This is a genomic window from Flavobacterium gyeonganense, assembly GCF_029625295.1.
Taxonomy (GTDB): domain Bacteria; phylum Bacteroidota; class Bacteroidia; order Flavobacteriales; family Flavobacteriaceae; genus Flavobacterium; species Flavobacterium gyeonganense.
This window is the reverse complement of sequence record NZ_CP121112.1, coordinates 2,406,064-2,432,746: the sequence shown is the minus strand read 5'-3', so window position 1 is coordinate 2,432,746 and position 26,683 is coordinate 2,406,064. Positions and strand designations below refer to the sequence as shown.

Annotated in this window: 26 protein-coding genes and 1 tRNA gene; 10 read left to right on the top strand and 17 right to left on the bottom strand. The window is 34.1% G+C overall.

Going from position 1 to position 26,683, the window contains the following annotated elements; genetic code table 11:
• From P5P89_RS10615 to P5P89_RS10570, 10 genes are all read right to left on the bottom strand, one after another.
• Positions 1–180, bottom strand: coding sequence for a hypothetical protein (locus P5P89_RS10615; protein ID WP_278011881.1), 180 nt, complete (start codon positions 178–180; stop codon positions 1–3).
• Positions 181–186: 6 nt separating this feature from the next.
• Positions 187–1,416 (bottom strand): DUF4178 domain-containing protein, encoded by a 1,230-nt coding sequence (locus P5P89_RS10610; RefSeq protein ID WP_278011880.1) that lies wholly within the window; start codon positions 1,414–1,416, stop codon positions 187–189.
• A gap of 3 nt (positions 1,417–1,419) precedes the next feature.
• The gene (locus P5P89_RS10605) at positions 1,420–1,782 is read right to left on the bottom strand and encodes an S-adenosylmethionine decarboxylase family protein (protein ID WP_278011879.1); all 363 of its coding nucleotides are present in this window, start codon (positions 1,780–1,782) and stop codon (positions 1,420–1,422) included.
• 210 nt (positions 1,783–1,992) lie between these two features.
• Entirely contained in the window at positions 1,993–2,391 is a 399-nt protein-coding gene (locus P5P89_RS10600) for a hypothetical protein (protein WP_278011878.1), read from the bottom strand.
• Positions 2,392–2,620: 229 nt separating this feature from the next.
• A tRNA-Ser gene (locus P5P89_RS10595) sits at positions 2,621–2,707 on the bottom strand.
• Positions 2,708–2,802: 95 nt separating this feature from the next.
• Positions 2,803–3,840: an asparaginase gene (locus P5P89_RS10590; RefSeq protein WP_278011877.1), complete on the bottom strand. Its 1,038-nt coding sequence runs from the start codon at positions 3,838–3,840 to the stop codon at positions 2,803–2,805.
• Complete coding sequence (locus P5P89_RS10585; protein ID WP_278011876.1) at positions 3,830–4,966, bottom strand: 1-acyl-sn-glycerol-3-phosphate acyltransferase; 1,137 nt, start codon at positions 4,964–4,966, stop codon at positions 3,830–3,832. The genes P5P89_RS10590 and P5P89_RS10585 overlap by 11 nt, the downstream gene beginning before the upstream one ends.
• Positions 4,967–5,028: 62 nt before the next feature.
• Positions 5,029–5,808 (bottom strand): TatD family hydrolase, encoded by a 780-nt coding sequence (locus P5P89_RS10580; RefSeq protein ID WP_278011875.1) that lies wholly within the window; start codon positions 5,806–5,808, stop codon positions 5,029–5,031.
• Between the two features lie 196 nt (positions 5,809–6,004).
• The gene (locus tag P5P89_RS10575) at positions 6,005–6,730 is read right to left on the bottom strand and encodes a tetratricopeptide repeat protein (protein ID WP_278011874.1); all 726 of its coding nucleotides are present in this window, start codon (positions 6,728–6,730) and stop codon (positions 6,005–6,007) included.
• A 2-nt stretch (positions 6,731–6,732) separates the two neighbouring features.
• Complete coding sequence (locus P5P89_RS10570) at positions 6,733–7,317, bottom strand: RNA polymerase sigma factor (RefSeq protein WP_278011873.1); 585 nt, start codon at positions 7,315–7,317, stop codon at positions 6,733–6,735.
• A gap of 127 nt (positions 7,318–7,444) precedes the next feature.
• Here P5P89_RS10570 and P5P89_RS10565 point away from each other — a divergent pair, with 127 nt between their 5' ends.
• From P5P89_RS10565 to P5P89_RS10535, 7 genes are all read left to right on the top strand, one after another.
• Positions 7,445–7,744, top strand: coding sequence for a hypothetical protein (locus P5P89_RS10565; RefSeq protein WP_278011872.1), 300 nt, complete (start codon positions 7,445–7,447; stop codon positions 7,742–7,744).
• A gap of 202 nt (positions 7,745–7,946) precedes the next feature.
• The gene (locus P5P89_RS10560) at positions 7,947–8,933 is read left to right on the top strand and encodes a hypothetical protein (RefSeq protein ID WP_278011871.1); all 987 of its coding nucleotides are present in this window, start codon (positions 7,947–7,949) and stop codon (positions 8,931–8,933) included.
• A 203-nt stretch (positions 8,934–9,136) separates the two neighbouring features.
• Positions 9,137–11,089: a DUF7849 domain-containing protein gene (locus tag P5P89_RS10555; protein WP_278011870.1), complete on the top strand. Its 1,953-nt coding sequence runs from the start codon at positions 9,137–9,139 to the stop codon at positions 11,087–11,089.
• Positions 11,090–11,195: 106 nt separating this feature from the next.
• Entirely contained in the window at positions 11,196–13,844 is a 2,649-nt protein-coding gene (locus tag P5P89_RS10550; RefSeq protein WP_278011869.1) for a CHAT domain-containing protein, read from the top strand.
• On the top strand, positions 13,796–14,233 hold the full coding sequence (locus tag P5P89_RS10545) for a retropepsin-like aspartic protease (RefSeq protein ID WP_278011868.1): 438 nt from the start codon (positions 13,796–13,798) through the stop codon (positions 14,231–14,233). The genes P5P89_RS10550 and P5P89_RS10545 overlap by 49 nt, the downstream gene beginning before the upstream one ends.
• Before the next feature lie 123 nt (positions 14,234–14,356).
• Complete coding sequence (locus tag P5P89_RS10540; protein ID WP_278011867.1) at positions 14,357–15,241, top strand: coiled-coil domain-containing protein; 885 nt, start codon at positions 14,357–14,359, stop codon at positions 15,239–15,241.
• 27 nt (positions 15,242–15,268) lie between these two features.
• Positions 15,269–16,006: a hypothetical protein gene (locus P5P89_RS10535; RefSeq protein WP_278011866.1), complete on the top strand. Its 738-nt coding sequence runs from the start codon at positions 15,269–15,271 to the stop codon at positions 16,004–16,006.
• A gap of 117 nt (positions 16,007–16,123) precedes the next feature.
• Here P5P89_RS10535 and P5P89_RS10530 read toward each other — a convergent pair whose 3' ends face one another.
• The 4 genes from P5P89_RS10530 to P5P89_RS10515 form a co-directional block, all read right to left on the bottom strand.
• The gene (locus P5P89_RS10530) at positions 16,124–17,347 is read right to left on the bottom strand and encodes a TCR/Tet family MFS transporter (protein WP_278011865.1); all 1,224 of its coding nucleotides are present in this window, start codon (positions 17,345–17,347) and stop codon (positions 16,124–16,126) included.
• Positions 17,348–17,431: 84 nt separating this feature from the next.
• A complete protein-coding gene (locus tag P5P89_RS10525; RefSeq protein ID WP_278011864.1) occupies positions 17,432–18,211 on the bottom strand; it encodes a ThuA domain-containing protein in 780 nt (259 codons plus the stop codon).
• An 86-nt stretch (positions 18,212–18,297) separates the two neighbouring features.
• Entirely contained in the window at positions 18,298–19,539 is a 1,242-nt protein-coding gene (odhB, locus tag P5P89_RS10520) for a 2-oxoglutarate dehydrogenase complex dihydrolipoyllysine-residue succinyltransferase (RefSeq protein ID WP_278011863.1), read from the bottom strand.
• A gap of 69 nt (positions 19,540–19,608) precedes the next feature.
• Positions 19,609–22,386: a 2-oxoglutarate dehydrogenase E1 component gene (locus P5P89_RS10515; RefSeq protein WP_278011862.1), complete on the bottom strand. Its 2,778-nt coding sequence runs from the start codon at positions 22,384–22,386 to the stop codon at positions 19,609–19,611.
• 118 nt (positions 22,387–22,504) lie between these two features.
• Between P5P89_RS10515 and P5P89_RS10510 the strand changes: the two genes are divergently transcribed.
• Positions 22,505–23,059: a hypothetical protein gene (locus tag P5P89_RS10510; protein WP_278011861.1), complete on the top strand. Its 555-nt coding sequence runs from the start codon at positions 22,505–22,507 to the stop codon at positions 23,057–23,059.
• Between the two features lie 39 nt (positions 23,060–23,098).
• The gene (locus P5P89_RS10505) at positions 23,099–23,665 is read left to right on the top strand and encodes a hypothetical protein (RefSeq protein ID WP_278011860.1); all 567 of its coding nucleotides are present in this window, start codon (positions 23,099–23,101) and stop codon (positions 23,663–23,665) included.
• Between the two features lie 5 nt (positions 23,666–23,670).
• Here P5P89_RS10505 and P5P89_RS10500 read toward each other — a convergent pair whose 3' ends face one another.
• The 3 genes from P5P89_RS10500 to P5P89_RS10490 all read right to left on the bottom strand — a co-directional run bounded on the left by P5P89_RS10500 (position 23,671) and on the right by P5P89_RS10490 (position 25,817).
• Complete coding sequence (locus P5P89_RS10500; RefSeq protein ID WP_278011859.1) at positions 23,671–24,024, bottom strand: hypothetical protein; 354 nt, start codon at positions 24,022–24,024, stop codon at positions 23,671–23,673.
• 73 nt (positions 24,025–24,097) lie between these two features.
• Entirely contained in the window at positions 24,098–24,832 is a 735-nt protein-coding gene (locus P5P89_RS10495) for a hypothetical protein (protein ID WP_278011858.1), read from the bottom strand.
• Positions 24,833–24,842: 10 nt separating this feature from the next.
• Positions 24,843–25,817: a polyprenyl synthetase family protein gene (locus tag P5P89_RS10490; protein WP_278011857.1), complete on the bottom strand. Its 975-nt coding sequence runs from the start codon at positions 25,815–25,817 to the stop codon at positions 24,843–24,845.
• 255 nt (positions 25,818–26,072) lie between these two features.
• On the opposite strand from P5P89_RS10490, the gene P5P89_RS10485 reads away from it, so the two are divergent.
• A complete protein-coding gene (locus tag P5P89_RS10485; RefSeq protein WP_269234332.1) occupies positions 26,073–26,594 on the top strand; it encodes a YceI family protein in 522 nt (173 codons plus the stop codon).
• Positions 26,595–26,683: the final 89 nt, after the last annotated feature.

Below are 26,683 nucleotides of genomic sequence, written 5' to 3'. Positions count from 1 at the left end.
TTATTTGTGATAAAAACGGCTATAAGAAGTACGGCTTCCCGTTGACTTGTAACTTTCAGTAGATTCGCAGTCGCAAATGCGGTTTCCTGCGACAGCAAAATAGATATAAACTCCAAAGCAAAAAAATCCAATTGTCAATGGAGCCCAGTTGTTGGTAAAGAAATCCGAAATTCTTTTCATATTAATTTATTCGTATTTGGAGTATGAGCTATCAGACCAGCGTTCTTTTTCGAAATTTAATTTAAGAAATCTTATAATAAAATAAATGACAATCATACCGATAATAACCAACCATACATTTCGGCTTGAAGGTTCGTTCCATACCACATTTACCCGCATTTCGCTGTTATTGATATCCTCAGGAGCTTTCATTGGTGTTATTAAAAGATGGTATTTTCCGGCTTTTACACCGCAAATGTTAAACTCCTCAGAACTGCTTCCTTCTGTCCATCTTTCTCCATCAGAAAATCCATGATAATATTCTATGTCTTTATTGGCATAAATTTCATCATTTGTATCCTCATTCACTAATGCAACATTCAGGTTTGCCCATGAATTATCAACACTTGTTGAAACCTTGATTGTCAACGGAGCCGAACCGCCCTTTAAAATAAAGGCATCACTTGTAACTTCCTTGTTGTCGAATTCACTAAATTTTATTGTTTTCGAAAAAACATTCTGTTCAAACTGATCTTTATAAATATACCAGTTTGCTGTTATAATCAGCAAAGCAAAAAGGCAGAAAATAACAGCTGTGTTTCTAAGATCAAACCTGTAAGGCTGTATCATATTTACACCTGACTGATATGGCATTATAATATTCTTAAACGATTTTTTTATTTCGCTCTTTTTGATATATTCTCCATAGAAAGCTGTCTCAATCTTATTCATTCTTTCAACAGAAATCATAAAAGGCGGCTTTATGTATTCTACCAAATGAATCAGCTGATTAACAGGAAGCTCAAAATCAAAAAATCCCTGTGCATTTATAATTTCTGCATCTGAATATTCATAAATATCGTAATCTTCATTTTCATGTTCCAGTGCCAAAGGATGTGATTTTACGCCAAATGTTTCTTCCATTTCGGTTAGTAAAATCCAATGCCCGTTTGAAAGCGACAGGTAAAGAAATTCTTTTGCTTCATTTTGCAGAATAAATTCTGTCCAGCTATAATTTGGATGCACATTTTTAACCAAAATGCCGGTCACCTTATATTCACTACCCTTCAAAAAGCCAATATCTCCAATTGCTAACGGAAAGTCATTGTCTGGTAATTTATATTTAGATTTTCTACGAAAATTACCCTGATCATCAAGAATATATAGACTCCGACATTTAGGACAAACAAAATTCACCACTTCAAAACCAACCTCTAATTCGGTTTCTGTATTACAGTCGTAACAAGGAATCTTCATATTTTATCGGTTAATTTCAAAATCCTTAATAATTTTCGCTTCAAAATAAGTAATATAATCTGCTACTACACTACGAACCTTATGCGAGTTATCCTGAAGATAATTACACAAATAAACATCTAAAGTGAGTTGATTGTATTCTGGCCAGGTATGTATACAAATATGGGATTCCTTAAGACAAAACGAAATCGTAAAACTGTTGTTTTCAAAATCATGCACCACTACTCCAACCTTCTCCAAACTATACTTTTCTAAAATAGAATTTGTTACAGTAACAAAATCAGTACTGGATGTAAGTTTCTCCGTTTTATCAACATGTAAAGTAACCAGTTTATGCAGTCCCGGCGAATAAGGAGGTAAATCCATTCAATTATTTATATAACTCAGGTGCCAAATATATACTATTTTTTCTAATAAAATAATGTAAAAATGGATTTCCAAAATCATTTATCAATTTACGGCCCGCGCCTATGTAATTGTTGTTTTTTTGAATTTTCAGGCAGCAGAAATTTGGTTTTCAAAAAACACCTGTAGTCCCGCTATCCATTATCTTTTCGGGGCTGGATTAGAGGTTTTTCAATTTACAAAATGTATTCTTTCTGGTTTTGGAGGTGGTGGCGGAGGAATGAGATATCCTAAATCTCCAAAATCCACAACTTTTTTTGTTGGGAGAAATTTCAAATTAGCTTTTATTTTCCCTAATGAATCTATAAATGTTTTGAGTTCTTTTAGAATTACATTACCATATAAAAAAATCCTTTTATGCTTATCTTTTATAGAAACATTCAAAAGATAACCTGTACCATCACACAAATTTTCTTGTGCATACTCATTATCAAATTTGTAAAAATTTATTCCATTAAACAACTTAGTAAACTTTTCTTTTTCTCCTGATTTAAGCATTACATAAGAGTTTTCAATTGGTTCAGGATATTTTTTCTGAAAATAAACGGTATCACTTTCTGTAAATTTCATAGAATTTAGATGATGTAAACCCGCAGAAGAAATAACGAAACTATCAAAAGGAAAAGATTTAATTTCTTCTTTTTTAGAACAGGAAATTAATATGAATAGAAAACTTAAAAGTATAATTTGGTTTTTCATCATACTAAATTATAAAATAATACATAACACACATTTTATAGAGGGTATAAAATAAAAAACTCCGTAATTTCAATTTAAGAAACTACGGAGTTTTATCTAGCAGAGAGGAAGGGATTCGAACCCTCGATACAGTTACCCATATACTAGCTTTCCAGGCTAGCTCCTTCAACCACTCGGACACCTCTCTATTTTGGTCTGCAAATAACATGAAAAAAAACGAGTTAGAAAAGCATTTTTAAAAATTCCTTTCAATACTTGTCTTATTTATCTAAAATAAACTGGCTATAGCGAAATCTCGCCACGCAAAGCCCTTTCAAAAATCGTTTTAAATTCGTTTTGCGGAATTGAAACGGTATGCCCAAGCAAATACATTAATTTGGTAATAGCCGCTTCCGTTGTAATATCTTTTCCGGAAATAACTCCCAACGACTTCAAGGCTGTACTGGTTTCATATTGTCCCATGTTGACACTTCCACCGGAGCATTGGGTTACATTCACGATATGCATTCCATTCTGAATTGCTTTCTGAATTAAATTTAAAAACCAGTCTTCGGTCGGTGCATTCCCAGAGCCGTAAGTTTCCAGAACAACTCCTTTTAAATCTTTAGTCGCTAAAATGGAAGCCAAAACAGTTTCGCTCATTCCGGGAAACATTTTTATAATGGCTACATCATTGTTCAGGTTTTTATGAACAATCAGTTTTGCATCTGTTTTTATGGGAAGAAATAAATGTTGGTTTAATTTGAGATGTACACCTGATTCTACCAATTCAGGATAATTGGGCGCTGTAAAAGCCCTGAAATGCTCGGCATTTACTTTTGAAGTTCGGTTGCCACGGTATAATTTATATTCGAAATACAGACAAACCTCAGTTATCACAGGTTTTCCTTCTTCCTGAAGCGAAGCAATCTGAATGGCTGTAATCAGGTTTTCTTTCGCATCGGTACGCAAATCCCCAATCGGCAATTGCGAGCCGGTGAACACAACAGGCTTAGCTAAATTTTCGAGCATAAAACTCAATGCCGAAGCCGAATACGACATGGTATCAGAACCATGAAGCACTACAAATCCGTCAAACGTATTGTAATTTTCCTCAATAATAGTAGCGATTTTAGCCCACATTTGAGGATTCATATTCGAAGAATCAATTGGATTTTCAAACGAAACCGTTTCGATTTCGCAGTCCAGTTGTTTTATTTCGGGAATATTTTTAAGCAATTTTCCGAAATCAAAAGCTTTAAGCGCCCCTGTTTCAAAGTCCTTGCTCATTCCGATAGTTCCACCGGTATAAATTAAGAGTATTTTGGCTTTAGAAGACATTTTGGTATTTTAATTTATTAACCACAGGATTGGCATACATAGCCAAAAATCCTTGTCTGGCAACACCATTGTCAGTTCCTATTCTCTTTTCTAAACGACGCTCAAAAAGCTGTTTTTCACTTTCTTTATACAAATGAGCGTATTTATTGGTTTCGTTTAAAATATCGTAAGCAATAAAATTGGTTGGCCATAACTGGTAATTCTGTAAAATAGAATCGTCAATGGTTTGTGCCAAAGCCTGAATCTGTTTATTCGAATTATCGTTTTCAGCCACAATCTGATCGATTTCTGTATCCAAAACATCGCCAACAGAAATATGGATTCTTTTTTTAGTTCCCATGATACCGCTTAAAATGGTCATGAAATCTTCATTTTTATCTTTTACGTACACTTCGTTATTAGCTTCTGCCATTAATTGCGGCATTTTCAGAACATCCGTAGGATCGTATTCGTATGAAATCGACACTGGAACAATCTTTAATTTTTTAAAATAATCCATCGGATTCGCTTCATCAGAACCCATTGCGATCATTTTTAAAACGCCCGGATTGGTTTCGTCATTACCATCTTTGGTGCGGCCTTCTCTTTGTGCGATCCAAACAGAACGGTTCTCACGAAGCAGTAACTGCCCCATATATTCTGCCAGTAATTTTGAACTTTGCAGCATTTCTCTTGGCGTTAAACCTCTTAAAACTAAAAAGTTCCTGTTGAGTTTTGCGAGGGTGCTCAAAAATGCTTTTTTAACTAAATTATCACCAATTGCAGAGGCTGTCATAACCAAACCATGTTCGAAAAGACAAACATTCAGTAAAGTGGTATCCAGCAAAATATCGCGGTGATTGGATATAAATAAATAAGGAGTATTTTTTTCTAATTTATCAAAGCCTGAAGTTGTAAGCCCTTCCGAACTTTTTTCAAGTACTTTTTGAATGGTCTGATAAATAAAATTGCATTGAAAATCACGAATTGAGTGTGTTTTCTTCAATTGTTCTTTCCAGACTTCATCATTTAATTCCGGAAAAGTAAAATTCATCATGGTTTTCATCATCGGATGATTGGCAACTCCATGAAGTGCTTCATTTACTTCAGAATCATAAAATGGTCGAATAGCGTCAAATTTCTGCATTATAATTATCAATTTAGGTGGGCAAAAGAACAAAAAAAAATTAAAGTATCGTAATCGGCATATTAAATCCCGAAAACGTCTTTGGAGTTTTGTGTTGTTACTGCTGCAATTTCTGTATCTGAAAGGTCGTAAATTTCGGTCAGTTTTGCAATTACATTTGCTAAATAACTGCTTTCGTTGCGTTTACCTCTGTACGGAATTGGCGCGAGGTAAGGCGAATCAGTTTCCAGAACAATATTTTTTAAATCAATTTGGCGTAAGAATTGGTCGATTTTTCCGTTTTTAAAAGTCACTACTCCGCCTATTCCTAGTTTCATATTATACGAAATTGCCTGTAGCGCCTGTTCGTACGTTCCGGTAAAACAGTGAAAAATACCAAACAAATCAGCTGATTTTTCTTCTTCCAGAATTTCAAAAATTTCATCAAAAGCTTCACGGCAATGAATGACGATGGGTAATTTGTATTGCTTTGCCAGCTGAATTTGTCTTCTAAAAGCAATTTGCTGTTCTTTTAAATGCGTTTTGTCCCAATATAAATCAATTCCGATTTCGCCAACAGCATAGAATTTTCGTTTTGAAAGTTCAGTTTCAACATGTTTCAGCTCATCCAGATAGTCATCTTTCACGTAAGTAGGATGCAGTCCCATCATCAGGAAAACATAATCCGGATAATTTTGCTCTAAATCGTACATGGATTGTGTCGCAGCAGCATCAATAGCAGGAATAAAAAAACGGGTTACTCCGGCATTTATCGCTCTTTGCATCATTTCGTCACGATCCTGATCAAATTCTTCAGAATATAAATGTGTGTGTGTATCGGTGATTATTGTAGTTGAATTCAATTGTTTGTTTTTTAAAGTTGTCAAAATTACGACAATATTAAAAGAATAACAATTGCGTGTGATTGGGACGCGGATGAAACGGATTGTTGCAAAGATTCTTAGTTCCCCTTAAATGATAGCAATAAAAAAAATTCGCAAAGTAATTTATAACTCTGCGAATCTCTGTGAAATTCTCCGTGCATCTCTGCGAAATAACTTAATCCAAAGCATCCAAAAGCTCCTGAACTTCATCATAGTCTTCATAATCCTGAGAAATGGTTTGCAGGATTTGTTTACAGCCTGTATAATCTTCTTGTTTTAATTTTAATAAAGCCAGATTCCAAAGCGCTTTTTCTTTGTAAACAGAACTTCCTGATTTCAATTCATTAAAAACTGTTTCTGCTTTACTATAATGACTGGCCTGCAATAGAGAAACACCATAATAATATTGAATTTCAGCCGTTTTTTTGTTTTTAAGAACCGCCTCAAAAAACGGAATCGCTTCCTTGAATTTTCTTTCATTAAACGTTTTTTCTGCCACTATCAAATTTTCATTTGTATTGCTTCTTTCTGTAAAATGAGCTTGCCCTGGATGGTTGTAATCATTAAAAGACGGATTTTGGTTGTAATCAAAAAAGAACAATCCGAATAAAATAGCTACAGATGCTGCCGCTGCATAATACCATGGACGCATCGGGAACACTTTCGGCTTTTCTTTATTGAAATGTTTATCTGAAATAGCAGACAGGTTTTCTTTAAACGCCTCTCTTTCCTGCTCATGCCCGAATTTATTTTCTAATTGTTCCAAAACTTCTTTGAACGTTCTGAATTCAGCGGCAAATTCGGGATTTTCTGAAAGCGTTCTTTCAAAGCTGTTTCTTTCTTCAACCGTCATTTCTCCCTGCAAATACTGATCAAATAATATGTAGCGTTCTTCGTTCATGGCTAATTATTTTTAAGAGATTTAAAATTTTTTGCTTCCTGAATCCATTGTGTCAGCTGTCCGATACATAACGATTTCTTTTTACGTACATAACCGTACGTTACGTTTAGCTTTTCGGCAACCTCCTCCATCGATTTAATGGCAAAACTCAGTTTTAGCACCTCCTGGCATTTATCTCCTAATTTCTGGAACATCGTATCAAAAAGTTGCTGTTTTTCATCAAATTGTTCGGTTTCTTCAACCAATTCGAGAGCAGATTCATTGATAGATGCAAAATCTTCATTAATTGTTACCCCTTTATTCGAAGTTTTTTTCAATTCGTTAAGCCATTTCCTTTTACACAACAAAAAGAAGTAGGCATCAAACGGACAAGTAAGCTGTAATGTATTGGCTTTTGCCTGATTAAAAAGCAAAATCATGATTTCCTGAACCACATCCTGCGCCTGATCCTTGTCTCCTGAATTATTCATGATATAAAAAACCACTTTAGGAACAAAATTTTTATAGATAGAGCGGATTATTGCCGAATCATTTTCGGCAATTCCTTCAATATATTTCTGGTCGGGATGAATTTTACTTTTTTCCATAATTGAAATTATTAGCTAAAGTAAAAAAAAGAATCTGAAAAAAATTACAGAAACAGGGGTAACAATCCAAAAAACAAATTGATATAAGGCAAATAGAAGGTTATTTAGAATTAAAAATCACATAAATATGGGAAGTTATCAATTTACAACCGAGAAAGATTTTGCCAAGTTCCAGCAGACGCTGTCGAACAAAATTCGCAACGGATTTATCGTAATTGAAAAAAATGATAAACTTCCTTATGTGGTTTTATCCAAAGAAAAAAAACAAATCGATTCTTCCCTGCAGCTGACTTTGGTTTTTGCTACACTGGGGCTTTGGTCAATTGTCTGGCTTTATTTGATCATTAATCTTTCAAGGAAAAAACAAATCCTGGTTGCACTCGATGAAGACGGAAATGTTTTTGAAGAAAAATGCTTTTCCAAATAAACTTCAAAAAAAAATAAAAAACAGAGGTAACAATTTTAAAAGCCTGTTGATATAGTAATATAAAACGAATAAAAATAAATTTTGAAAACAAGGGTAACAATATCAAACCCGAATTGATATAAGGATATAAAAATTAAATTAACAACCCGAATCTGAAAACCAACTGATAAAGATCAGCTCAGATTTATAAAAATTAGAAATCATGAATACAAATTTTAGAAAAATCGGATTATTATTTTTAGCATTGGCAACTTTTGCAAGCTGTGATGACAATGATGGAGAAAATGAAACTAAGATTACACCTCCAACTGCCGAAGCATTCAAAAGTATAAACGAACAAGGGGTCAAGAAAAACACACAGAATTTTACCATTACAGCCGGAGCTGGTGTCGTATCATTCACTTCTGCAAAAGGAGTAAAAGTAAACATCAACGGAGATTGCTTAACTAAAAATGGAGTTGCAGTAACCGGAGAAGTTAAAATCGAATATATCGAGCTTTTTGACAAAGGAAACATGCTGATCACCAACAAACCTACAATGGGTATTACAGCCGACGGAAAGAAAAATCTATTAATTTCAGGCGGTGAGTTCTTTATCAAAGCAACACAAGGTGGTGTAGAACTTCAGACTTCCTGCTCAATGAATATGATGGTTCCTACTGCTTTAACAGATGGACTTGACAATGCCATGACATTATGGACCGGTGTGATAGATGACAAAGGAGAATTAGCCTGGAGAGAAGCCAAAGCCGGTGCTGACGGAGCCAACGGAAAAGGCGGTGTACAGGGCGAAGGAAATAATTATTATGTAACTTTTGGAAACTTTGGATGGACAAATGTTGACCGTTTTTACAGCGACCCGCGACCTAAAACAACGCTACTTGTTGATGTTCCTGAAGGTTATGACAACACAAACAGCGCAGTTTATTTATCTTATGATGGCGAAGGAACAAACGCACTGGCAAAATTAGACACATATACAGCAGCAGGTCTATTCAGCGAACATTATGGACAAATTCCGGTTGGTTTAGCCTGTCACATCATTTTTGCAACAGAAGATAACGGTCAATGGCGTTATGCAATTAAAGGAGTGACAATCGCTGCCAATCAAACCTACACCTTTTCACTTGCAGAAACAACAGTAGGCTCAGAAGCGCAACTGGTAGCAGCAATCAATGCCATTCAGTAACTTTCAAATACTTTTTTAGGAAAAAGTGATGATTTGCTCATCACTTTTTTTACATTTAATGCTGTTTTAAACTAACTCTGATGATTTTCAGAAGCTAATCCTGCTGTCCGCTGTATTCCCGATAACAAAAACTACGGCTAAAAAGCCTTGTTTTTCTAAATCGGGAGATGCCGCTCCCATCAGGGCTAAAAACCTCCTCGACCATGAAAAAACTTTTATGCTGTTTCATTATTCTTTCATCAGCAATGGTGTTTGCGCAGACCAAAGTAAAAGACACCATCACCCGAAGAGCAAATATCAGCTATACCCAGAAAGCCAATTCGGTAACTTTTAAACCCGAAACTCCACCTTTAATTCCAATTGCAGGTGCGCCAAAACCAAGTTACTCCTATTTATGGGAAATGGGTGACGGTCATTACAGCAAACAGGCAGAGCCCAAACACGTTTATAAAAACAAAGGCAACTATACCGCCAGATTAGCCGTTACCAACAATTACGACAACGGAAAACCTCCTGCTACACGACCAAAAAAAGTGGCAGTGAACGAAATTGGAGACGACCCATATCAGGACATCGCATCCATCGCTGATCAAAATGGGTTTGCAATTATAAAAAACTGTGATCCAATTCCGGAAGAGGAAATGGTAGTCGTAGTAAGTTATCAAAATCTGGAAAATTATGTTGCCAATGGCAAGCTCTATCTTTTTTATAACGAAAAACAATTCAAAAATAACAATTTCGAGCTAACCGATTTCAGGACCTATGCCGGCGAACGCGAAGTAAAAGAAAATACAGTTGCTTCAGTTGATGATCTCGATGATACTAAATCCTATCTCGCTTCTACGGAAAACACTATAAAATTCAAAAAATATAAAAACACGACCACAGAAGAAGATTTAGAAGCCAGCTTAAAAGAAGCACATACACTTTATCATAATGTTTCGATTCTGGAATTTGACGATACCAATCCAAGCGAAACACGCAATGTTTTTTACACTTTCAAAACAACTCCCGAAATGATCAAAGATACCAGTGCAACAGTTACCATGCGCGGGATTTTTGTACCCAATCGCAGTTTTAAAAACCATAAGGTGAAAAACCTCGAAATGGAAATCGTAACCTCTCACGACCCCAACAAAATGGGTTCGAACGGAAGTTTTATGAATTACAGACTGGTTCGGTTTAAAAGAGTGAAATTCAAAACCCGTTTTCAAAATAACGGTGAAGGCCCGGCAAGAAAAATTCGCTTAGAAACTGATATTCCGGACATGTTCGACAAAAAAACATTCCAGATTGAAAGTATGTATCCTGAATGTCCGATTTGTCCAAAAGGCGAAGAGCCAACCGTAAGCTGTCTGGACACCATCATTACAAAAAAACAAATCATTTTTACATTTAAGAATATTTATCTTCCTGGAACTGAGCAAAAAAACGTTCAGGAAAAAGACAGTACAAAAGGTTTTGTGCGTTATTCAATGAAATTCAGTGAAGACTTTCATAAAGTAAAAACCAAAAGCCGAACATCCATTATTTTTGATAAAAATGAACCTATCATAACCAATTACGCCGTTACCCGATTTTTACCCGGAATCTCGATTGGCGCAAAAGCTGGATATAATTTCTATTCAGACTTAGACAAATCGACCAGTTATTTTGTGGGCGCTACTATTTCACCTTTCAAATCATATCGTTTTTACTGGCAGGCAGAATGGGTAAATGCTCTAAATAAATATAACAGCGCAGTCAATATTACAAACACATTTGACACCAATGCAAACGGAACAAGACGATTAATACGTACCACCACTACAACTGAAAATAAAAACGTCAACTGGGAAGTCCCGGTTTTGATTCGGTATAACATTAATAATTATATCGGAGTCGGAGCCGGAATTCAGGCTAATATCAATGTGGCATCACAACAGAATCAGGATATAAAAACAGAAACTTTTGAAAATGAGAAAGAAAATCTTTTAATAGATACAAAAACGACTACTAATAACGTCAAAAACTCATTTACGGATTTAAAAACCGGTCTTCTATTTGACCTGACGGCAGGTTTTTCCAGAATCGGTCCGAGTCTGGGTGCACGTTATGTGATCAACTTCGAACAGGATTTTAATTATTTTCAGGTGTATGGGATTTGGAGGTTTTAAATATTTCCACCATATAAGTGATTTAAGTAAATTTAAGTTTTTTAAATTCAAAAAGATATAACACATAAGCTTATATGATTTATTTTAGTATACCAACAACTATAATATGAACTTATATCACTTATATGGATTAATCTTTCTTTTTGCTAACCTGAATATTTTTGGGCAAAATCCCGAAGACAAAATATACAATACAATTGATGTTTTTGTCGCTCATCCTTCCGCGAAAGGGTTGCAAAACTTAACCAATACCGAAGCTGCTTTCTGGAGAAATCCAAAACCAAAGACCAAAGACGAATTATTATCTATAGTGGTTTTAAACTGCAACAAAGCGTATTATCAAAATCAGTTTGGACAGACACACAATGCGGTTTCGAGTTATGAAAAAGCCTGGCAAATCTATCTGAAATATAAACTTAAAGATTACGACATTATTGAATATTGCCTGAAACCTTTGGGGAATTTATACACCGTTTTGGGCGATTATGACAGTGCCGAAAATACTATTAAACAATATTATTTTATTGCAAATCTCGAAAAAAACGAGTCACAAAAAATAGCAGCAATTCTGAATTTATCGAATGTTTATCAGAATTCGGGCAAGATCTCAATGGCAATTGAACTTTTGGAAAATACTTTAAAAACTGAAAAATTATCGAATTCCCAAAAAGGTATTTTGCTGAATAATTTAGGAAACAATTACTGGCTGGGTTCAAAACAACTATTATCGATTAAAAGTTCGAATGACAAAGCCGAGAAATCTTTTCAATCTTCTATAAAGTATCTTAAAAACGAAAAAGAACAATCTGAAACTTTGTCTAATTCTTATCGAAATCTGGCTTCGATGAACAGGCAATGGCAACGATTCGATGTAGCCAATTCTTATATGCAAAAGGCTGAAAAGTTATTTTTAGAATCCAAAAATCAACAGCCACGAAAATTGGCAAAATTATATTATGAAAAAGCTTTACTACTTTTTGATGAAAGAAGATATGAGGAAAGTTCAAAGCAGATTTTGGCTGTTTTTGAAATTTTAATTCCGAATTATAATTCTAAGAACCTTGTCCCAAATCAAAACCAATTATATGCAGAAACTGTTTTAATAGATGCAATCGATTTGCAGGCAGAAATTCTACAGCTAAACCAGCCCAAAAAAGCATTAAAAGCTTTTGAACTTTCCTTTTACATTGAAGATTTATTGATGAATGCATTGGTTTATGAAAACTCAAAAATCATATCGCAATGGCGATCCCGAAACCGAACTGAAAAATGCATTTCCATTTATAAAAAATTATATGAAAAGGAAGGAAAGACTGAATATATAAAAGAAGCTTTTCAATTATCTGAAAAAACAAAAGCCGGAATTTTAAAAAGTTATCGTTCGAATATTAAAAATGCTTCCGCAGAAGAAAAACAGCTTTTGCAGGAATTTCAAAATTTTAATAATGCCATTTTAAAAGAACAGCAAAAAGGAGATGCTGCAGATATTTTGAAAATAAATAATCTTATCCAAAAGCAAAATGAACTGACGCTTTCACTGAAGAAAATCCAGGCTGGAAATGCAGATTATATTCCGGAAAATTGTGATTTAAAAGCGCTGTTTTCAAAATTAGAAAATGACAAAGCTGTGATGGTTTATTATTTTATGGGAGCTGAAAAATTGTATTATTTTACTTTATGCAATGGCAGAATCAGTCTCAATTCTCTTTATGTAAACCATACAGGAATATTTGACATTGTTGATTTTATAGATTATTTCAACAATGCTGGTAGTATTACCAATAATATTTCAGGTTATAATCATTCTGGAAAAAAAGTTTATGATTTATTAAAATTACCTAACAACTCGGTTTATCAAAACCTGATCATTGTTCCTGATGGCATTTTAAATTTTCTTCCGTTTGAAGCATTGATTACACAAGAATCAAATACAACGAATTTTGCTAAAATGCATTATTTGCTGAATGATTTCAGGATTGCTTATACTATTTCGGCGAATATTTATCTGAATTCAAAACCCTTTTCAAAATCAGAAAAAACAGTTTTGGGTGTTTTTCCGGTTTTCGAAAAAACGGCTTTTGAGTTGCGTTATTCAAAGAAAGAACTGGCATCAATCAGGAGTAATTTTAAAGGAAAATATTTAGAAAATGCCGATGCACGTTTTGATAATTTTAAAAATAATATTTCCAATTATTCGATCCTGCATTTAAGCACGCATGCGTCTTCAGGCGATATTGAAACTCCGGCAAGCATCAAATTTTATGATCAGGAAATTTTATATACAGAATTGTACAACCTCAACATCAATCCGGATTTAGTGGTTTTAAGTGCCTGCGAAACCGGAATCGGTAAACTCTATAAAGCCGAAGGAGCAATGAGTGTTGCAAGAGGTTTTCAGTTTGCAGGAGCACAGAATCTGTTATTTTCTTTATGGAAAGTAAACGATTATACAACATCGGTTTTTATGACGGATTTCTATAAAAACATCCTAAATAACCAAACTTATTTTGAAGCCAATACAAATGCAAAACTTGATTTTTTAAACGACAAATCGATTCCAAATGCTAAAAAATCTCCGTATTACTGGAGTGCGTTTGTTTATTACGGTTCGATTTCCACAGAAGAAAATGCTTCAAATTATATCGTTTACATCATTAGTTTATTGGCTGTAATTGGTTTATTTTTGGTTTTCAATCACTATCGAAAATGGAAAATCTTCACGAGGTTCTCAAAAAAGAGAAATACAAAAAAATAAAATTCAAAGTTACCAAAACACAGCATTTATCTATCAAAGCCAAAATCAATGGCGTTTCCGGAACTTTTATTTTAGACACCGGCGCCTCAAATTCCTGTGTGGGTTTTGAAAGTATTGAAAAATTCGAATTAACTACAAAAAATTCAAAAACCAAAGCAGCTGGTGCCGGCGGTACCGGAATGAAAACACAAATTTCGAAACATAATACACTTCAGCTGGGTTCCTGGAAAAATACTGATTTTAGTCTGGTTATTTTTGATCTTTCGCATGTTAACGAAGCGCTAAGACAGTACAAAGCAAAACCGGTTCATGGCATTATTGGCGCTGATGTTTTGCTGGAAGGAAAAGCGATTATTGATTATTATAATCATTATTTGTATTTACAATAAAAACCATTAAAAAAGTCTTTCGTTATAAGATTGAGTTTATTTAACCTGAAACTCTATTTAAACAGGTATTTATACGTGATTGATTTAATTTTTATATTCTATGTTTGCTGAAATTTATCAAATATGGAAACAGTAAAAGATTTTTTTCAAAGTGTATATGACAGTTACAGGGACAGAGTAAAAAGTCCTTTTATTGGCTCATTCATGATATCCTTTTTAATATTTAATTGGAGAGCATTTGCTATATTGTTTTATTCAGAATGGCCAATACACTGCAGGATTGAATGGATTGAGGAACAATATTGCAATTTAAAAAACTTACTTTTTCCAATTGGTATATCGTTTTTCTATGTTTTAATCCTTCCTTATATTAATCTCTTTATTGAATTTGTTTTAAAATATTACACTGAAAAAAAACAACAGAAAATTGATGATTTAGAAACTGCTAGACTATTAAAAAGAAAAGAGAACGCAAAGCTTTTAAGACAAATAGCAGATGAGAAAGCAGGTACAAGTGAGATTAATAATTTACAAACTAAAATTGAAAGTTTACAGAAGGAAATTAATGATCTTGTAGAACAAGATAAAATTGAAACTAAAAGATGGAATGAACGCATTTCGGCTTCTCATGAAAAAGAGAAACAATTAAACAAATCAATTGATGTGCTTAATCAGGAAAAGAAATTCCTTGAGAATCAAATTACTGAAATTAAAAGAAATATTTCACACAGAGATGATCGCGATTATAATAATTTGCAAGATCCGGACTTTAATGTGAGAATAAGTGCAACCATAAAGCAATTGACGAATAATGACGCAAAAATATTAATGCGCTATTTTAAAGAGGAAGAATTAAACGTTTCTGTACAATTGGACGATTCAGATAGAACTATTTTTAAGAAATTACAAAGATTAAACATTGTAGAAATTATTGACAACTGGGCAACTCTGACAAATTTCGGTAATCATGTTTTTAACTGGTTGAAGAATGATTACCTTGAAAGCTAAATATATAGTTATTAAATATTTCCCGTTTTGAAAGCAAAAATTCTATTAAAATATTCGACATACGGAATTCCACTGATAATTTTTATTAGTATCATTCCACAATTTTATTATTATTCTCTTTTTGGAATTAACTTAGGCTCTTATATTTCATTGGTTGAAATACCTCTATTATTTACCAACAATTTACTTTTTCTATTCATAATTTTTCTAATACCTTTTTTAATTATAGTATCACTTTTTGGCAAAAGAATTGGTGCTGAAAACACGAATGCGATTGAAGCAATCTCAGATTTTTCAGTAAAAAAGAGATTTCAATTTTACTTAAAAGACAATATCATAACGATTATTACAATATTAACTTACTGTATATTATCATTTATAAATGAAAAATATTCTTTTTTTATAACTCCGGCATTGTTGATGTTTTTATTAATGCTTTTTAATATATTTTTAAAAGAAGCAATAATTGAAAATAAAATTGAATTAAATGATGAAACCACTACGGCATTAAACTCATTACAATTACTAATTGCTATTGTAATTTTATTACTACTTATCGAAAACAGAAATGCTAAAAAGCTTCAAAATGAGATTTCTTTAAATTCTATAACAATTATTACAGAGAAACGAGTATACTTATGCAAATACACTTTGCAATATATCGGAAGAACAAAAGATTTTACTTTTATTTATGATCAAAAAAAGAAAAGAATGGAAATTATTAAAAATTCAGACATTATAACAGAGAAAATTGAATCAAAATAAATAAAGCCACTCAGTGCGAACTACCAAAAAATTTAGACACTATTTTGGCAATTTTTATAAAAAGAAAATCACAAACTCCTTAATTGGAATTTGGGATTTTATACATTTATAAATTGATTAATTGTTATTCGAATGTTTTTTCAATGAAACATAAGAAACAATTCCACTGCTCATCATCAATATTCCTCCAAGTATAAAAGGCATTCCCGGGAACTCAAATGGCGCATCCTGATGCGTGAAATAATAAAAAAGACTCGACATTACCGGCGGACCAATAATGGTTGCAGCACTCATTAAACTTGCAATAGTACCCTGAATTTCTCCTTGTTCTGTGGGCAAAACATGTCCGGCAATAATAGCTCTCAATGCAGGCCCAGCGATTCCGGCAAGACAATACGGAATCAAAAAGAGAAACATCATCCAGCTTTCTGAAACAAAAGCAAACAAAAACATGGCAAGAGTATATAAAGCCATTCCTATATAGATACTTTTTTTATTTCCTAATTTCTTACTGGTCCATCGTATCAAACCGCCCTGAACGAGACTTACTAAAACTCCGACAACACCCAGCGAAATTCCAACCATTTTTTCGTTCCAGTTAAATTTATACATGGTAAAGTAGCTCCAGTTACTTTCGACCGCATGAGCTGCTACGTAAATCAAAAACAAGGCAATCAGCAATCCATAAAGCGAAGGATATTTCCTTAAGTTCAAAAAAGCACCAATCGGATTAGCTCTTTTTAGATTAACCGCTCTTCTGTTTTCTTTTGATAAGGATTCAGGCAGAATAAAGTAACCGTACAGAAAATTCAGCAAACACAAAACTGCTGCTGCATAAAACGGAATTCTGGATCCGTAATGTCCCAAAATTCCACCCAGAACTGGTCCAATTATAAATCCTAATCCAAAAGCAACACCAATCATTCCGAAATTTTTGGCTCTGTTTTCCGGTGTACTAACGTCGGCAATATAAGCAGAAGCGGTTGAAATACTTGCCCCGGTTAATCCGGCAATTATTCTTCCTACAAACAGCCATGTAATTGTTGGCGCAAATGCCAGTAAAACATAATCCAGCGCAAAAGCAAAAAGCGAAATTAAAATTATAGGTCTTCGGCCAAATTTATCACTCAGATTACCAATTAAAGGCGCAAACAAAAACTGCGTCATCGCATAAGCAAAGGTCAGCCAGCCGCCATATTTTGCAGCTTCGCTCACATCACCTTGTATTAATTCTTTAATCAGTTTTGGAATAACCGGAATAATGATTCCCCATCCGGTGATATCGATTAACATGGTGATGAAGATAAAGCCTATAGCAGCTTGTTTTTTGTTGGATGACATAAATATTATTGATTGATTAATTACCGTAATAAGAAAAGTTAAAACCGGAAAAATTTATAAGACTGGAAAAATTCTTTTTGTTTGTTATTTATTCTTTGAATGTTTCACTTTTGAATGTTTTCCCAATGCCCATAAAATTCCGCCGGTAAGATGCTGGATATATACCGGATCTGAATAATCTTTGCTATCATGTCCCAAAGCGGTATAAAACACTCTGGCTCCTTCAAATTCATGAAACCAGGCCAATGGAAAGTAATCTCCAAAAATGCGTCCCGGATAAACTCCTTTTTCACTATCGTTCACCGTTCTCAGATCGGCAGCTAATACTACCTGAATATTAGGATTCAGTTCATCCATATAATAACACTCATCCTCCTTTTTCCATGTTTCAGGAAGTTTTGAAGTAGAAGGATGGTTTTTGTCAATCACTTTTATTTCAAAAGACTGAAAAGCCGGGTGTTTTTTAAATTTTCCTCCTATCATTTTGGTGTACCAAGGCCAGGAACGTTCAGAATCAGAGGCACTATGAATTCCTACAAATGCTCCTCCCTGTTGGATATAAGCCGCAAATGCCTGCTTTTGTTTTTCTGTATCAAAGATATCATTACACGTATTCGAAAAAACAAGACAGCTGTACTTTGCTAAATTTTCAGTAGTCATTACCGAAGAATCATCAGAAACATCAACAATCAAATTATTTGCTTCGCCAATTTTCTTCAAAGCCTCTACACTGGCTGCAATATTTTTATGCACATAACCCTTTCCGTTTTTTGTATACACCAATATGCGTTTTTTAGCTGGCGGGTTTGCACAAACAAAATTTAAACTCAATATAATTGCTGGTAACATTAGCTTTATTTTCATATTCAGATATTTATTTTCCGAATATAAAAAGAAAACCCCAAACGATTTTCATCATTTGGGGTTTTTATAATTGAAAAGGCTATTGATTACAACTCCAATGCTCTTTTAGCATCTCCGTTCATCAATAATTCTACCGGATTTTCTAAAGCTTCTTTAACAGCAACTAAGAAACCAACTGACTCACGTCCATCGATGATTCTGTGATCATAAGAAAGAGCAACATACATCATTGGGTGAATTTCAACTTTACCGTTTACAGCGATTGGACGCTCAATAATGTTGTGCATTCCTAAGATTCCTGACTGAGGAGGATTGATGATTGGCGTAGACAACATAGAACCAAAGACACCACCGTTCGTGATTGTAAAAGTTCCACCTGTCATATCGTCAACTGTAATTTGACCGTCACGGGCTCTTAAAGCCAATCTTTTGATTTCTGCTTCGATTCCACGGAAAGTTAAAAGTTCTGCGTTACGAACAACAGGAACCATTAATCCTTTTGGCCCTGAAACTGCGATTGAGATGTCAGCAAAATCATAAGCGATTTTGTAATCACCGTCCATCATAGAGTTAACATCAGGATATAATTGTAACGCTCTTGTAACTGCTTTTGTAAAGAATGACATAAAACCTAAACCAAGACCACCATGCTTTGCTTTGAAAGCATCTTTGTATTCATTACGAATCTGGTTGATTGGCGTCATGTTTACTTCGTTGAAAGTAGTCAGCATAGCTGTTTCATTTTTAGCTGAAACTAATCTTTCTGCAACTTTACGACGTAACATTGATAATTTTGTACGCTCAGTTCCACGGCTTCCACCAGTTGGAGTTCCCATAGAAGGCACTGCATTTACAGCATCATCTTTAGTGATTCTTCCGCCTTTTCCAGTTCCTGAAACAGTTGCCGGAGCAATATTTTTCTCATCTAATATTTTTCTTGCTGCCGGAGATGGAGTTCCTGCTGCATAACTTGTTGCTGCCGGAGCCTGAACTGGCTCTGCTTTTGGAGCCTCAGCTTTTACTTCTGCTTTTGGAGCTTCAGCCTTAGGAGCCTCTGCCACTGGTGCAGCTGCTGAACCTGCTGGTTTTGCTGCATCAGTATCAATTAAACAAACTACAGCACCTACTGCTACTGTATCACCTTCTTCAGCTTTTAGTGTAATTACACCGCTCATTTCAGCAGGCAATTCAAGAGTAGCTTTGTCTGAATCAACTTCAGCAATCGCCTGATCTTTTTCTACATAATCTCCGTCTTTTACTAACCAAGTTGCAATTTCAACTTCTTTTATTGATTCCCCTGGTGATGGGACTTTCATTTCTAAAATCATCTTTGTTTTTGTTTAAGGTTTTTATGGTTTCAATCCCGATAGCTATCGGGATTGAAACTTGAAACATTTTTATCTGAATAAATCTTTATCGAATACCATTCTGATTGCATCTGCATGACGACGTTTTGCACGTGTATAACTTCCCGCAGCCGGAGCAGAATATGCTTTTAGTGAAGCCAGTCTCCATTTTACAAGATCAAAGTTCATTAACATAAAGCTGTAAGCTCCCATGTTTTTAGGCTCTTCCTGTGCCCAAACATAATCATCTGCTTTTGGATATTTTGCAATGATTTCTTTGATTTGCTCAGCAGGGAAAGGGAATAATTGCTCGATACGAACAACTGCAACGTCATTTCTTCCGTTATTTTCTCTTTCAGCAACAATATCATAGTAGAATTTACCTGTACAGAAAACTAAAGTTTTAACTTTCTTTTTATCTACTGTATTATCATCGATAGTTTCCTGGAAGCTTCCATTTGCTAATTCATCTACTGAAGAAACGCATCTTGGATCACGCAATAAACTTTTTGGAGAGAAAACGACCAAAGGTTTACGGAAATCCGTTTTCATTTGTCTTCTCAACAAGTGGAAGAAGTTGGCAGGAGTCGTACAATCTGCTACATACATATTGTGTCTTGCGCAAAGTTGTAAGTAACGCTCCATTCTTGCAGAAGAGTGCTCTGCTCCTTGTCCTTCATATCCGTGTGGTAATAATAAAACAATACCGTTTTGGTTGTTCCATTTATCTTCTCCACAAGAAATATACTGGTCAATCATAATCTGGGCTCCGTTAGAGAAATCTCCAAATTGTGCTTCCCAGATTGTTAAGGCATTTGGGTTTGCTAATGCATAACCGTAATCAAATCCTAAAACTCCATATTCTGATAAAAGAGAATTAAATACACCAAAGTTTCCTTTTTTGTTTTCGATGCTGTTCAATAAAATTACTTCTTCTTCAGAATCTTCTACTTTTACAACCGCATGACGGTGTGAGAATGTACCACGCTCCACATCCTGACCCGAAATTCTAACATCAAATCCTTCTGTTAAAAGCGAACCGTAAGCTAATGCTTCTGCTGTTCCCCAGTCTAAAGTATTGTTATCATACCCAACTTTTCTGTCAGATACAATTTTGTTGATTTTATTGATGAATTTTTTATCCGAAGGTAAAGTCGAAATGGTGTTGATAATAGAATCCAAACCTTTTTTATCGAAAGTAGTATCAACCTTTTTCAACATTACATCATCAGAAACCTGTTGGAATCCTTTCCATTCATTTTGCATAAATGGTGTAATGATGGTCAATGCCTTTTTACGGGATGCTTCTAAGTTTTGTTCAAGATCAGCTTTGTATTCTTTCTCAATTGTATTTACATAATTGGCATCAATAACTCTTTCTGATAAAAGCTTTTCAGCATAAATATCTCTTGGATTTTGATGTTTTGCAATGATTTTATATAAAACCGGCTGTGTAAAACGAGGCTCATCACCTTCATTATGACCGTATTTTCTGTATCCTAATAAATCGATAAATACGTCACGTCCAAACTCCATTCTGTAGTCTAATGCAAAAGATACTGCATGTACAACAGCCTCAGCATCATCAGCATTTACGTGTAATACAGGCGAAAGCGTTACTTTGGCAACGTCTGTACAATAAGTTGATGAACGGGCATCTAAATAGTTTGTTGTAAATCCAACCTGATTATTGATTACAATGTGAATGGTGCCTCCGGTTTTGTAGCCGTCTAATTGTGCCATCTGAATGATTTCATACAGTAAACCCTGACCTGCAATTGCAGCATCACCGTGAACGGCGATTGGTAATACTTTTGAGAAATCATCAGCATAATATTTATCTTGTTTTGCTCTTGTGATTCCTTCAATTACAGCTCCAACGGTTTCTAAGTGTGAAGGATTTGGTGCCAAATTGATATTGATGCTTTTTCCTGATCTTGTTTTTTTGTCGGCAGTAAGTCCTAAGTGGTATTTTACGTCACCATCAAAGTATTCCTGATCGTAATCTTTACCATCAAATTCGCTAAAGATATCCTGAGTAGATTTTCCGAAGATGTTTGCCAAAACGTTCAAACGACCACGGTGTGCCATTCCCATTACGAATTGCTCTACTCCTTTTTCAGCCGCTTTTTCGATTAAAGCGTCCAAAGCCGGGATAATCGTTTCACCACCCTCTAATGAAAATCGTTTTTGACCTACATATTTAGTATGCAAAAAGTTCTCGAAAGAAACGGCTTCATTTAATTTATTAAGGATGGTTTGTTTTTCCTCTGTTGAGAAATTAGGCTGATTGTTGTTCACACCCAATTTATCCTGAATCCATTTTACAACACCAGGGTTTCTGATGTACATATATTCAACACCAATATGCTGACAGTAAATTGCTTTAAGACGGGCAATGATATCCTGCAGAGAGCAAGGAGCAACACCAATAACCTTTGCAGCGTCAAAAACCGTAGAAAGATCAGCAGTTGTTAGTCCGAAGTTTTCAATATCCAAAGTTGGCGATGAAGTTCTGCGATCACGAACCGGATTTGTTTTAGTAAACAAATGACCACGTGTACGGTAGCCATCAATTAATTTTAAAACGTTAAATTCTTTTTGTAATTTTTCAGAAACTTTACTGTAATCTGTGTTGTCGTTAGTCGTTACATACTCAACGATTGTTTGCACAGGATTTTCATCATTATAAGTTGTTTGTCCAAAGTCAAAGCCCTGAAAAAAACTTCTCCAGCTTGGCTCAACGCTGTCTGGGTTTACTAAATATTGATCGTATAATTGTGCAAAAAACTCGGTATGCGCTGCATTTAAAAATGAAAACCTATCCATAATATTTGAGTGAATATACTTTTTGTTATATAGAATGGCAAAAGTACAACAAACGATATTATTTAAATGATTTTTTTACGTACTTTTACGTAAAAATTTGTTAAAAATAGCGCAAACTATGAAGAATATTCATCTTTCAATCGTTTTCAAATCATTTTTTGTGATTTTGATTAGCCTATTTTCAAATCTTATAATTGCACAGGAAGAAAATAATGTAATCGATAACAATCAGCAGTTTTGGAATAAAGTACAATTTGGTGGTGGACTAGGTATTGGATTTGGTTCAGGATATACAGATATTTCTGTAATGCCAAGTGCCATTTACAACATTAACGAAATTGTAGCTGTTGGTGCCGGACTGCAATTTGGTTATCTTTCTTCTAAAAATTACTACAGTTCCTATGTCTATGGAGGAAGCATTATAGGCTTAGTAAATCCAATTCCTGAAGTTCAGCTCTCTGCCGAACTGGAACAGGTACGTGTAAATACAGATTATAAGGCGACTAATATGAATACTGCTTTTTCTGATAATTACTGGAATACGGCTTTGTTTTTAGGGGCCGGTTACAGAACCGGAAGCGTAACTATAGGCGGTCGTTATGATGTTCTATTTAACAGCAAAAGAAGCCTTTACGGATCTGCATTTATGCCTTTTGTGAGGGTTTATTTCTAAAAAGTTGCTAAGATTCTAAGTTTATTTAAACCTGAAGATTTGAAAAAATATATCTTTATAATTACAGCTATAATTATTTCTAGTTGTAATAATTCTGAAAAGGAAAATACTAATAATGAAAAGGTTGTAAAGAAAGAATTACGACCTTTTTTTGATTCTGATGAAATCAATCATTACTTTGGAAATTATACTCTTGAAAGTGTAATTGATTTTACAGGAAAAAGCAAAAGATCAAAAAAACAACAAGAGCTTGAATGCTTGTTTGTTGGATATTTTCCTGATAGTATTCCTAAAGAAGATTTTGGACAAATTTTGCTAAGTCATAATTATAAGAAATCTAATCTTACAATTAAGCAACAAAAGGAAATTGAAAATATTTTTAGCGAAAAAGACTCTTTGCAAATGAGTGCATATGCTTGTGTTCCGGAGTATCGCGACATTTTCCTTTTTAAAAAGAAGGAAAAAACAATTGGAATAGCAAAAATATGTTTTAAATGCGGTCGTTTTCAAATTGTAGGAAGTAAAATTGACACACAGTATTTTGGGCTCGGTACTGAATTAGATAAGTTACATAAAATCATTCGTCCAAATGAAAAAACACCTTAAAATCTTTACTTGTAAAAATTCCGAAACCAAACTTTCTGCCATTCCCTCTTCAAAATCAAAAAAGAAACCCGTTCTGCGAGGATAATTAAATCTGATCCGTCTAGTTGTTTAATTTCATTTTCAGGAACATCAATTATGTAGAGCAAATTCAGATATTCAGCAAATTTATACTGAATCATTCTGTAAATTTTTTCGTGAAGCTGGATTTTTAATTCTTCCGGAGTAATACTTAACGGAAAATCAATTCCCTCGTTTGCCAGATTAAAATCTTTATTGAGCTGCTCAATCAAGTTCAGGTATAAAGAATCTTTTTGAGCTTCTTCAAATAATAAATCGGCATTTAACGGCGAAACATACATAGTTTATACAATTTCAAAATTCAATTTCAATGGCAAAAATCAATGGTAATCTCAAAAATCAATTCAATAACAATCAATATTGGGATTTTATAGTTTTTAATTTCCAATAATCTACGATTTTAGATAAGAGGACATCTCCGCCCGCATAGAAAAATACAGCCCCCATTGGCGGATTAGCTGCCGGAATTAATCCGAAGGTTTTTGGCACCCATTTCCAGCATTGAAAATACGTTCCGCCTAGCTCAATAAATATAACACAAAGGGCGATGAAATAATATAAATTCTGCCATTTTTTTCGCTTTAAAATCAAAAAGAAAAAAACTCCGAAGATCAATGAAAAAATATCTTTAAGAAATATTCCAACGGCTAAAAACAGTAATGCAAATCCAACTGCAAAATATTTTCGAAGAAGATTATCGTTTTTGAGCGCCCATTGTGTATGGGCAAAAACATAACCGGAAGCATAAACAATGGCGTGGCCGAAAGGAACATACAATGGAATAATGGTTGTTCTGTAATGATACATCCCAAGTAAAGTACAAAAAATCACTTCTCCTATATAAGATAAAAAGACCATTACAAACATGAGCCTCCTTAAATAAGAACCGGAAACCCAAAAAAAGAAAGAAAAATAAAGTATAGCTAAAATATTTGTAATTTGTCGCCCGTCAAAATAATTTTCTTTAAATGCAATACTGTCAATTCCTAAAGCAAAAAGGGTAAAAAAAGGAAAACATGCCGCAAAAAACAGCTGCGTTTTCGCATTACTATTTCTATCGGTAAAAAAATTATTTATTAAGGCATCCATAATTTGAATATTAAACCTTTCTGCCTATTAGATTTTCGCCAAAAGTCTTCAGGATCTTTTTCTTTTCTGCGCTGATATCCATTTTTTCAAGTGTTTCAAAAGCTTTAAAAGTGTACATTTCTATCGCTTTTTGAGTAGCTTCCGATGCACCCGATTCGTTAAAAATCGCTTTGGCCTTTTCTATTTTATCAGCGTTGTCCTCCAATTGCAAAGTGAATAACCTTTGCAATTCTGCCGCTTTTTCAGGAGCAGAAAATTCTATTGCTTTTAAGTACAAATAGGTTTTTTTGTTTTCGATAATATCTCCTCCTACTTGTTTTCCAAAAGTTTCAGGATCTCCAAAAGCATCTAAATAATCATCCTGCAGCTGAAAGGCCAATCCTAAGTTAAGTCCAAAATCGTAAATCAAATCGGCTTCTTTTCCAGGAGTTTTCGCTACAATTGCACCCATTTTCATAGCAGCTGCAACCAAAACAGCTGTTTTATACTCAATCATTTTCAGATATTCAGGAATAGTAACATCTGAGCGTGATTCAAAATCTACATCCCATTGCTGGCCTTCACAAACTTCCAGTGCCGTTTTACTGAAAAGCTTTGCTAAATCCCTGAAAATTTCCGGCTCGTATTGCTCAAAGTATTGATACGCAAGGATAAGCATTGCATCTCCGGACAGAATTCCTGTATTAAGGTTCCATTTTTCATGCACTGTTTCTTTTCCTCTTCGCAAAGGTGCATCATCCATAATATCATCATGAACCAAAGAGAAGTTATGAAAAACTTCTACCGCCATTGCAGCCGGAAGTGCTGTTTTATAATCGGCATCAAAAACTTCTGCTGCCATTAAAGTTAGTACCGGACGCATCCGTTTGCCCCCAAGTCCCAAAATATATTCAATAGGTTCATAAAGGTTTTTAGGCTCTTTGCTAATGTTTTGGCTTTTTAGATAATTAATAAAAAAATCCTGGTACTGGCTAATATGGTGCATAAAAATGAAAATCTGATTAACGAGCCCAAAGATACAATTCAAATGTGAAATTATGGTCTAAAATTTAATTGCTCAAAAGGATTTTAATCTGATGTTTTCATAGTCATTTCAATCTCTTAAAATTATTTTAAAAAAACATGGAAACTTTTTTGGTGTTTTAAGTTTCCTGTTTATATTTGCACACGGAAACTGAAAACACTATTTAAGTTTCCGAAAGATTTTAAGCAAGTATAAACTCAACAAAATTAAAAATATATGAAAACAACATGGACCGTAGATTCTAGTCAGTCAGATGTTTTAATAAAAATGAGGCATTCTATAATTGCTTATTTGGGAGGAAACGCAAACAAGTTTGATGGTTATGTAAATATCGAGGATAATGAAATTGAAGATGCTTCTGTTGAATTTTCTTTAGATATAAATAACAAGAATGACAGTTTTCAACAAATTGATTCTCACTTACAGTTAAATGATCTTTTTAACGTGAATGAGCATCCGATTATTAGTTTTAAATCGACCTCTTTTCAAAAAGTAAATAATAATATCAATTTCTTTAAAGGAGACTTAACTATAAAAGATGTGACCAAAGTAGTCGAGCTTGATGCAGAGTTTATTGGCGTCAATACTTATAATGGGGAGAAAAAAGTAGCTTTTGAAATTAAAGGAGATATTAAACGCCAGGATTTTGGTTTAGACTATAATTCCTATAACCACAACGGGGGATTAGCGTTAGGAAAAGACATCAAACTTATTGCAAACTTAGAATTCAGCATATAAATCTTACGAAATGAATAAGGGAATGTAAAATAATTACGAATATATTGGACAGTTTTTTCTTAACTTTAGTTTCCTGAATATATTTGTAA

Bases quoted from the DNA above. Each gene is read 5' to 3' on its own strand.
- P5P89_RS10615 (WP_278011881.1), bottom strand. From the start codon at position 180: ATGAAAAGAATTTCGGATTTCTTTACCAACAACTGGGCTCCATTGACA.
- P5P89_RS10610 (WP_278011880.1), bottom strand. From the start codon at position 1,416: ATGAAGATTCCTTGTTACGACTGTAATACAGAAACCGAATTAGAGGTT.
- P5P89_RS10605 (WP_278011879.1), bottom strand. From the start codon at position 1,782: ATGGATTTACCTCCTTATTCGCCGGGACTGCATAAACTGGTTACTTTA.
- P5P89_RS10600 (WP_278011878.1), bottom strand. From the start codon at position 2,391: ATGAAATTTACAGAAAGTGATACCGTTTATTTTCAGAAAAAATATCCT.
- P5P89_RS10590 (WP_278011877.1), bottom strand. From the start codon at position 3,840: ATGTCTTCTAAAGCCAAAATACTCTTAATTTATACCGGTGGAACTATC.
- P5P89_RS10585 (WP_278011876.1), bottom strand. From the start codon at position 4,966: ATGCAGAAATTTGACGCTATTCGACCATTTTATGATTCTGAAGTAAAT.
- P5P89_RS10575 (WP_278011874.1), bottom strand. From the start codon at position 6,730: ATGAACGAAGAACGCTACATATTATTTGATCAGTATTTGCAGGGAGAA.
- P5P89_RS10570 (WP_278011873.1), bottom strand. From the start codon at position 7,317: ATGGAAAAAAGTAAAATTCATCCCGACCAGAAATATATTGAAGGAATT.
- P5P89_RS10565 (WP_278011872.1), top strand. From the start codon at position 7,445: ATGGGAAGTTATCAATTTACAACCGAGAAAGATTTTGCCAAGTTCCAG.
- P5P89_RS10560 (WP_278011871.1), top strand. From the start codon at position 7,947: ATGAATACAAATTTTAGAAAAATCGGATTATTATTTTTAGCATTGGCA.
- P5P89_RS10555 (WP_278011870.1), top strand. From the start codon at position 9,137: ATGAAAAAACTTTTATGCTGTTTCATTATTCTTTCATCAGCAATGGTG.
- P5P89_RS10550 (WP_278011869.1), top strand. From the start codon at position 11,196: ATGAACTTATATCACTTATATGGATTAATCTTTCTTTTTGCTAACCTG.
- P5P89_RS10545 (WP_278011868.1), top strand. From the start codon at position 13,796: ATGGAAAATCTTCACGAGGTTCTCAAAAAAGAGAAATACAAAAAAATA.
- P5P89_RS10540 (WP_278011867.1), top strand. From the start codon at position 14,357: ATGGAAACAGTAAAAGATTTTTTTCAAAGTGTATATGACAGTTACAGG.
- P5P89_RS10530 (WP_278011865.1), bottom strand. From the start codon at position 17,347: ATGTCATCCAACAAAAAACAAGCTGCTATAGGCTTTATCTTCATCACC.
- P5P89_RS10525 (WP_278011864.1), bottom strand. From the start codon at position 18,211: ATGAAAATAAAGCTAATGTTACCAGCAATTATATTGAGTTTAAATTTT.
- odhB (WP_278011863.1), bottom strand. From the start codon at position 19,539: ATGATTTTAGAAATGAAAGTCCCATCACCAGGGGAATCAATAAAAGAA.
- P5P89_RS10515 (WP_278011862.1), bottom strand. From the start codon at position 22,386: ATGGATAGGTTTTCATTTTTAAATGCAGCGCATACCGAGTTTTTTGCA.
- P5P89_RS10510 (WP_278011861.1), top strand. From the start codon at position 22,505: ATGAAGAATATTCATCTTTCAATCGTTTTCAAATCATTTTTTGTGATT.
- P5P89_RS10500 (WP_278011859.1), bottom strand. From the start codon at position 24,024: ATGTATGTTTCGCCGTTAAATGCCGATTTATTATTTGAAGAAGCTCAA.
- P5P89_RS10495 (WP_278011858.1), bottom strand. From the start codon at position 24,832: ATGGATGCCTTAATAAATAATTTTTTTACCGATAGAAATAGTAATGCG.
- P5P89_RS10490 (WP_278011857.1), bottom strand. From the start codon at position 25,817: ATGCACCATATTAGCCAGTACCAGGATTTTTTTATTAATTATCTAAAA.
- P5P89_RS10485 (WP_269234332.1), top strand. From the start codon at position 26,073: ATGAAAACAACATGGACCGTAGATTCTAGTCAGTCAGATGTTTTAATA.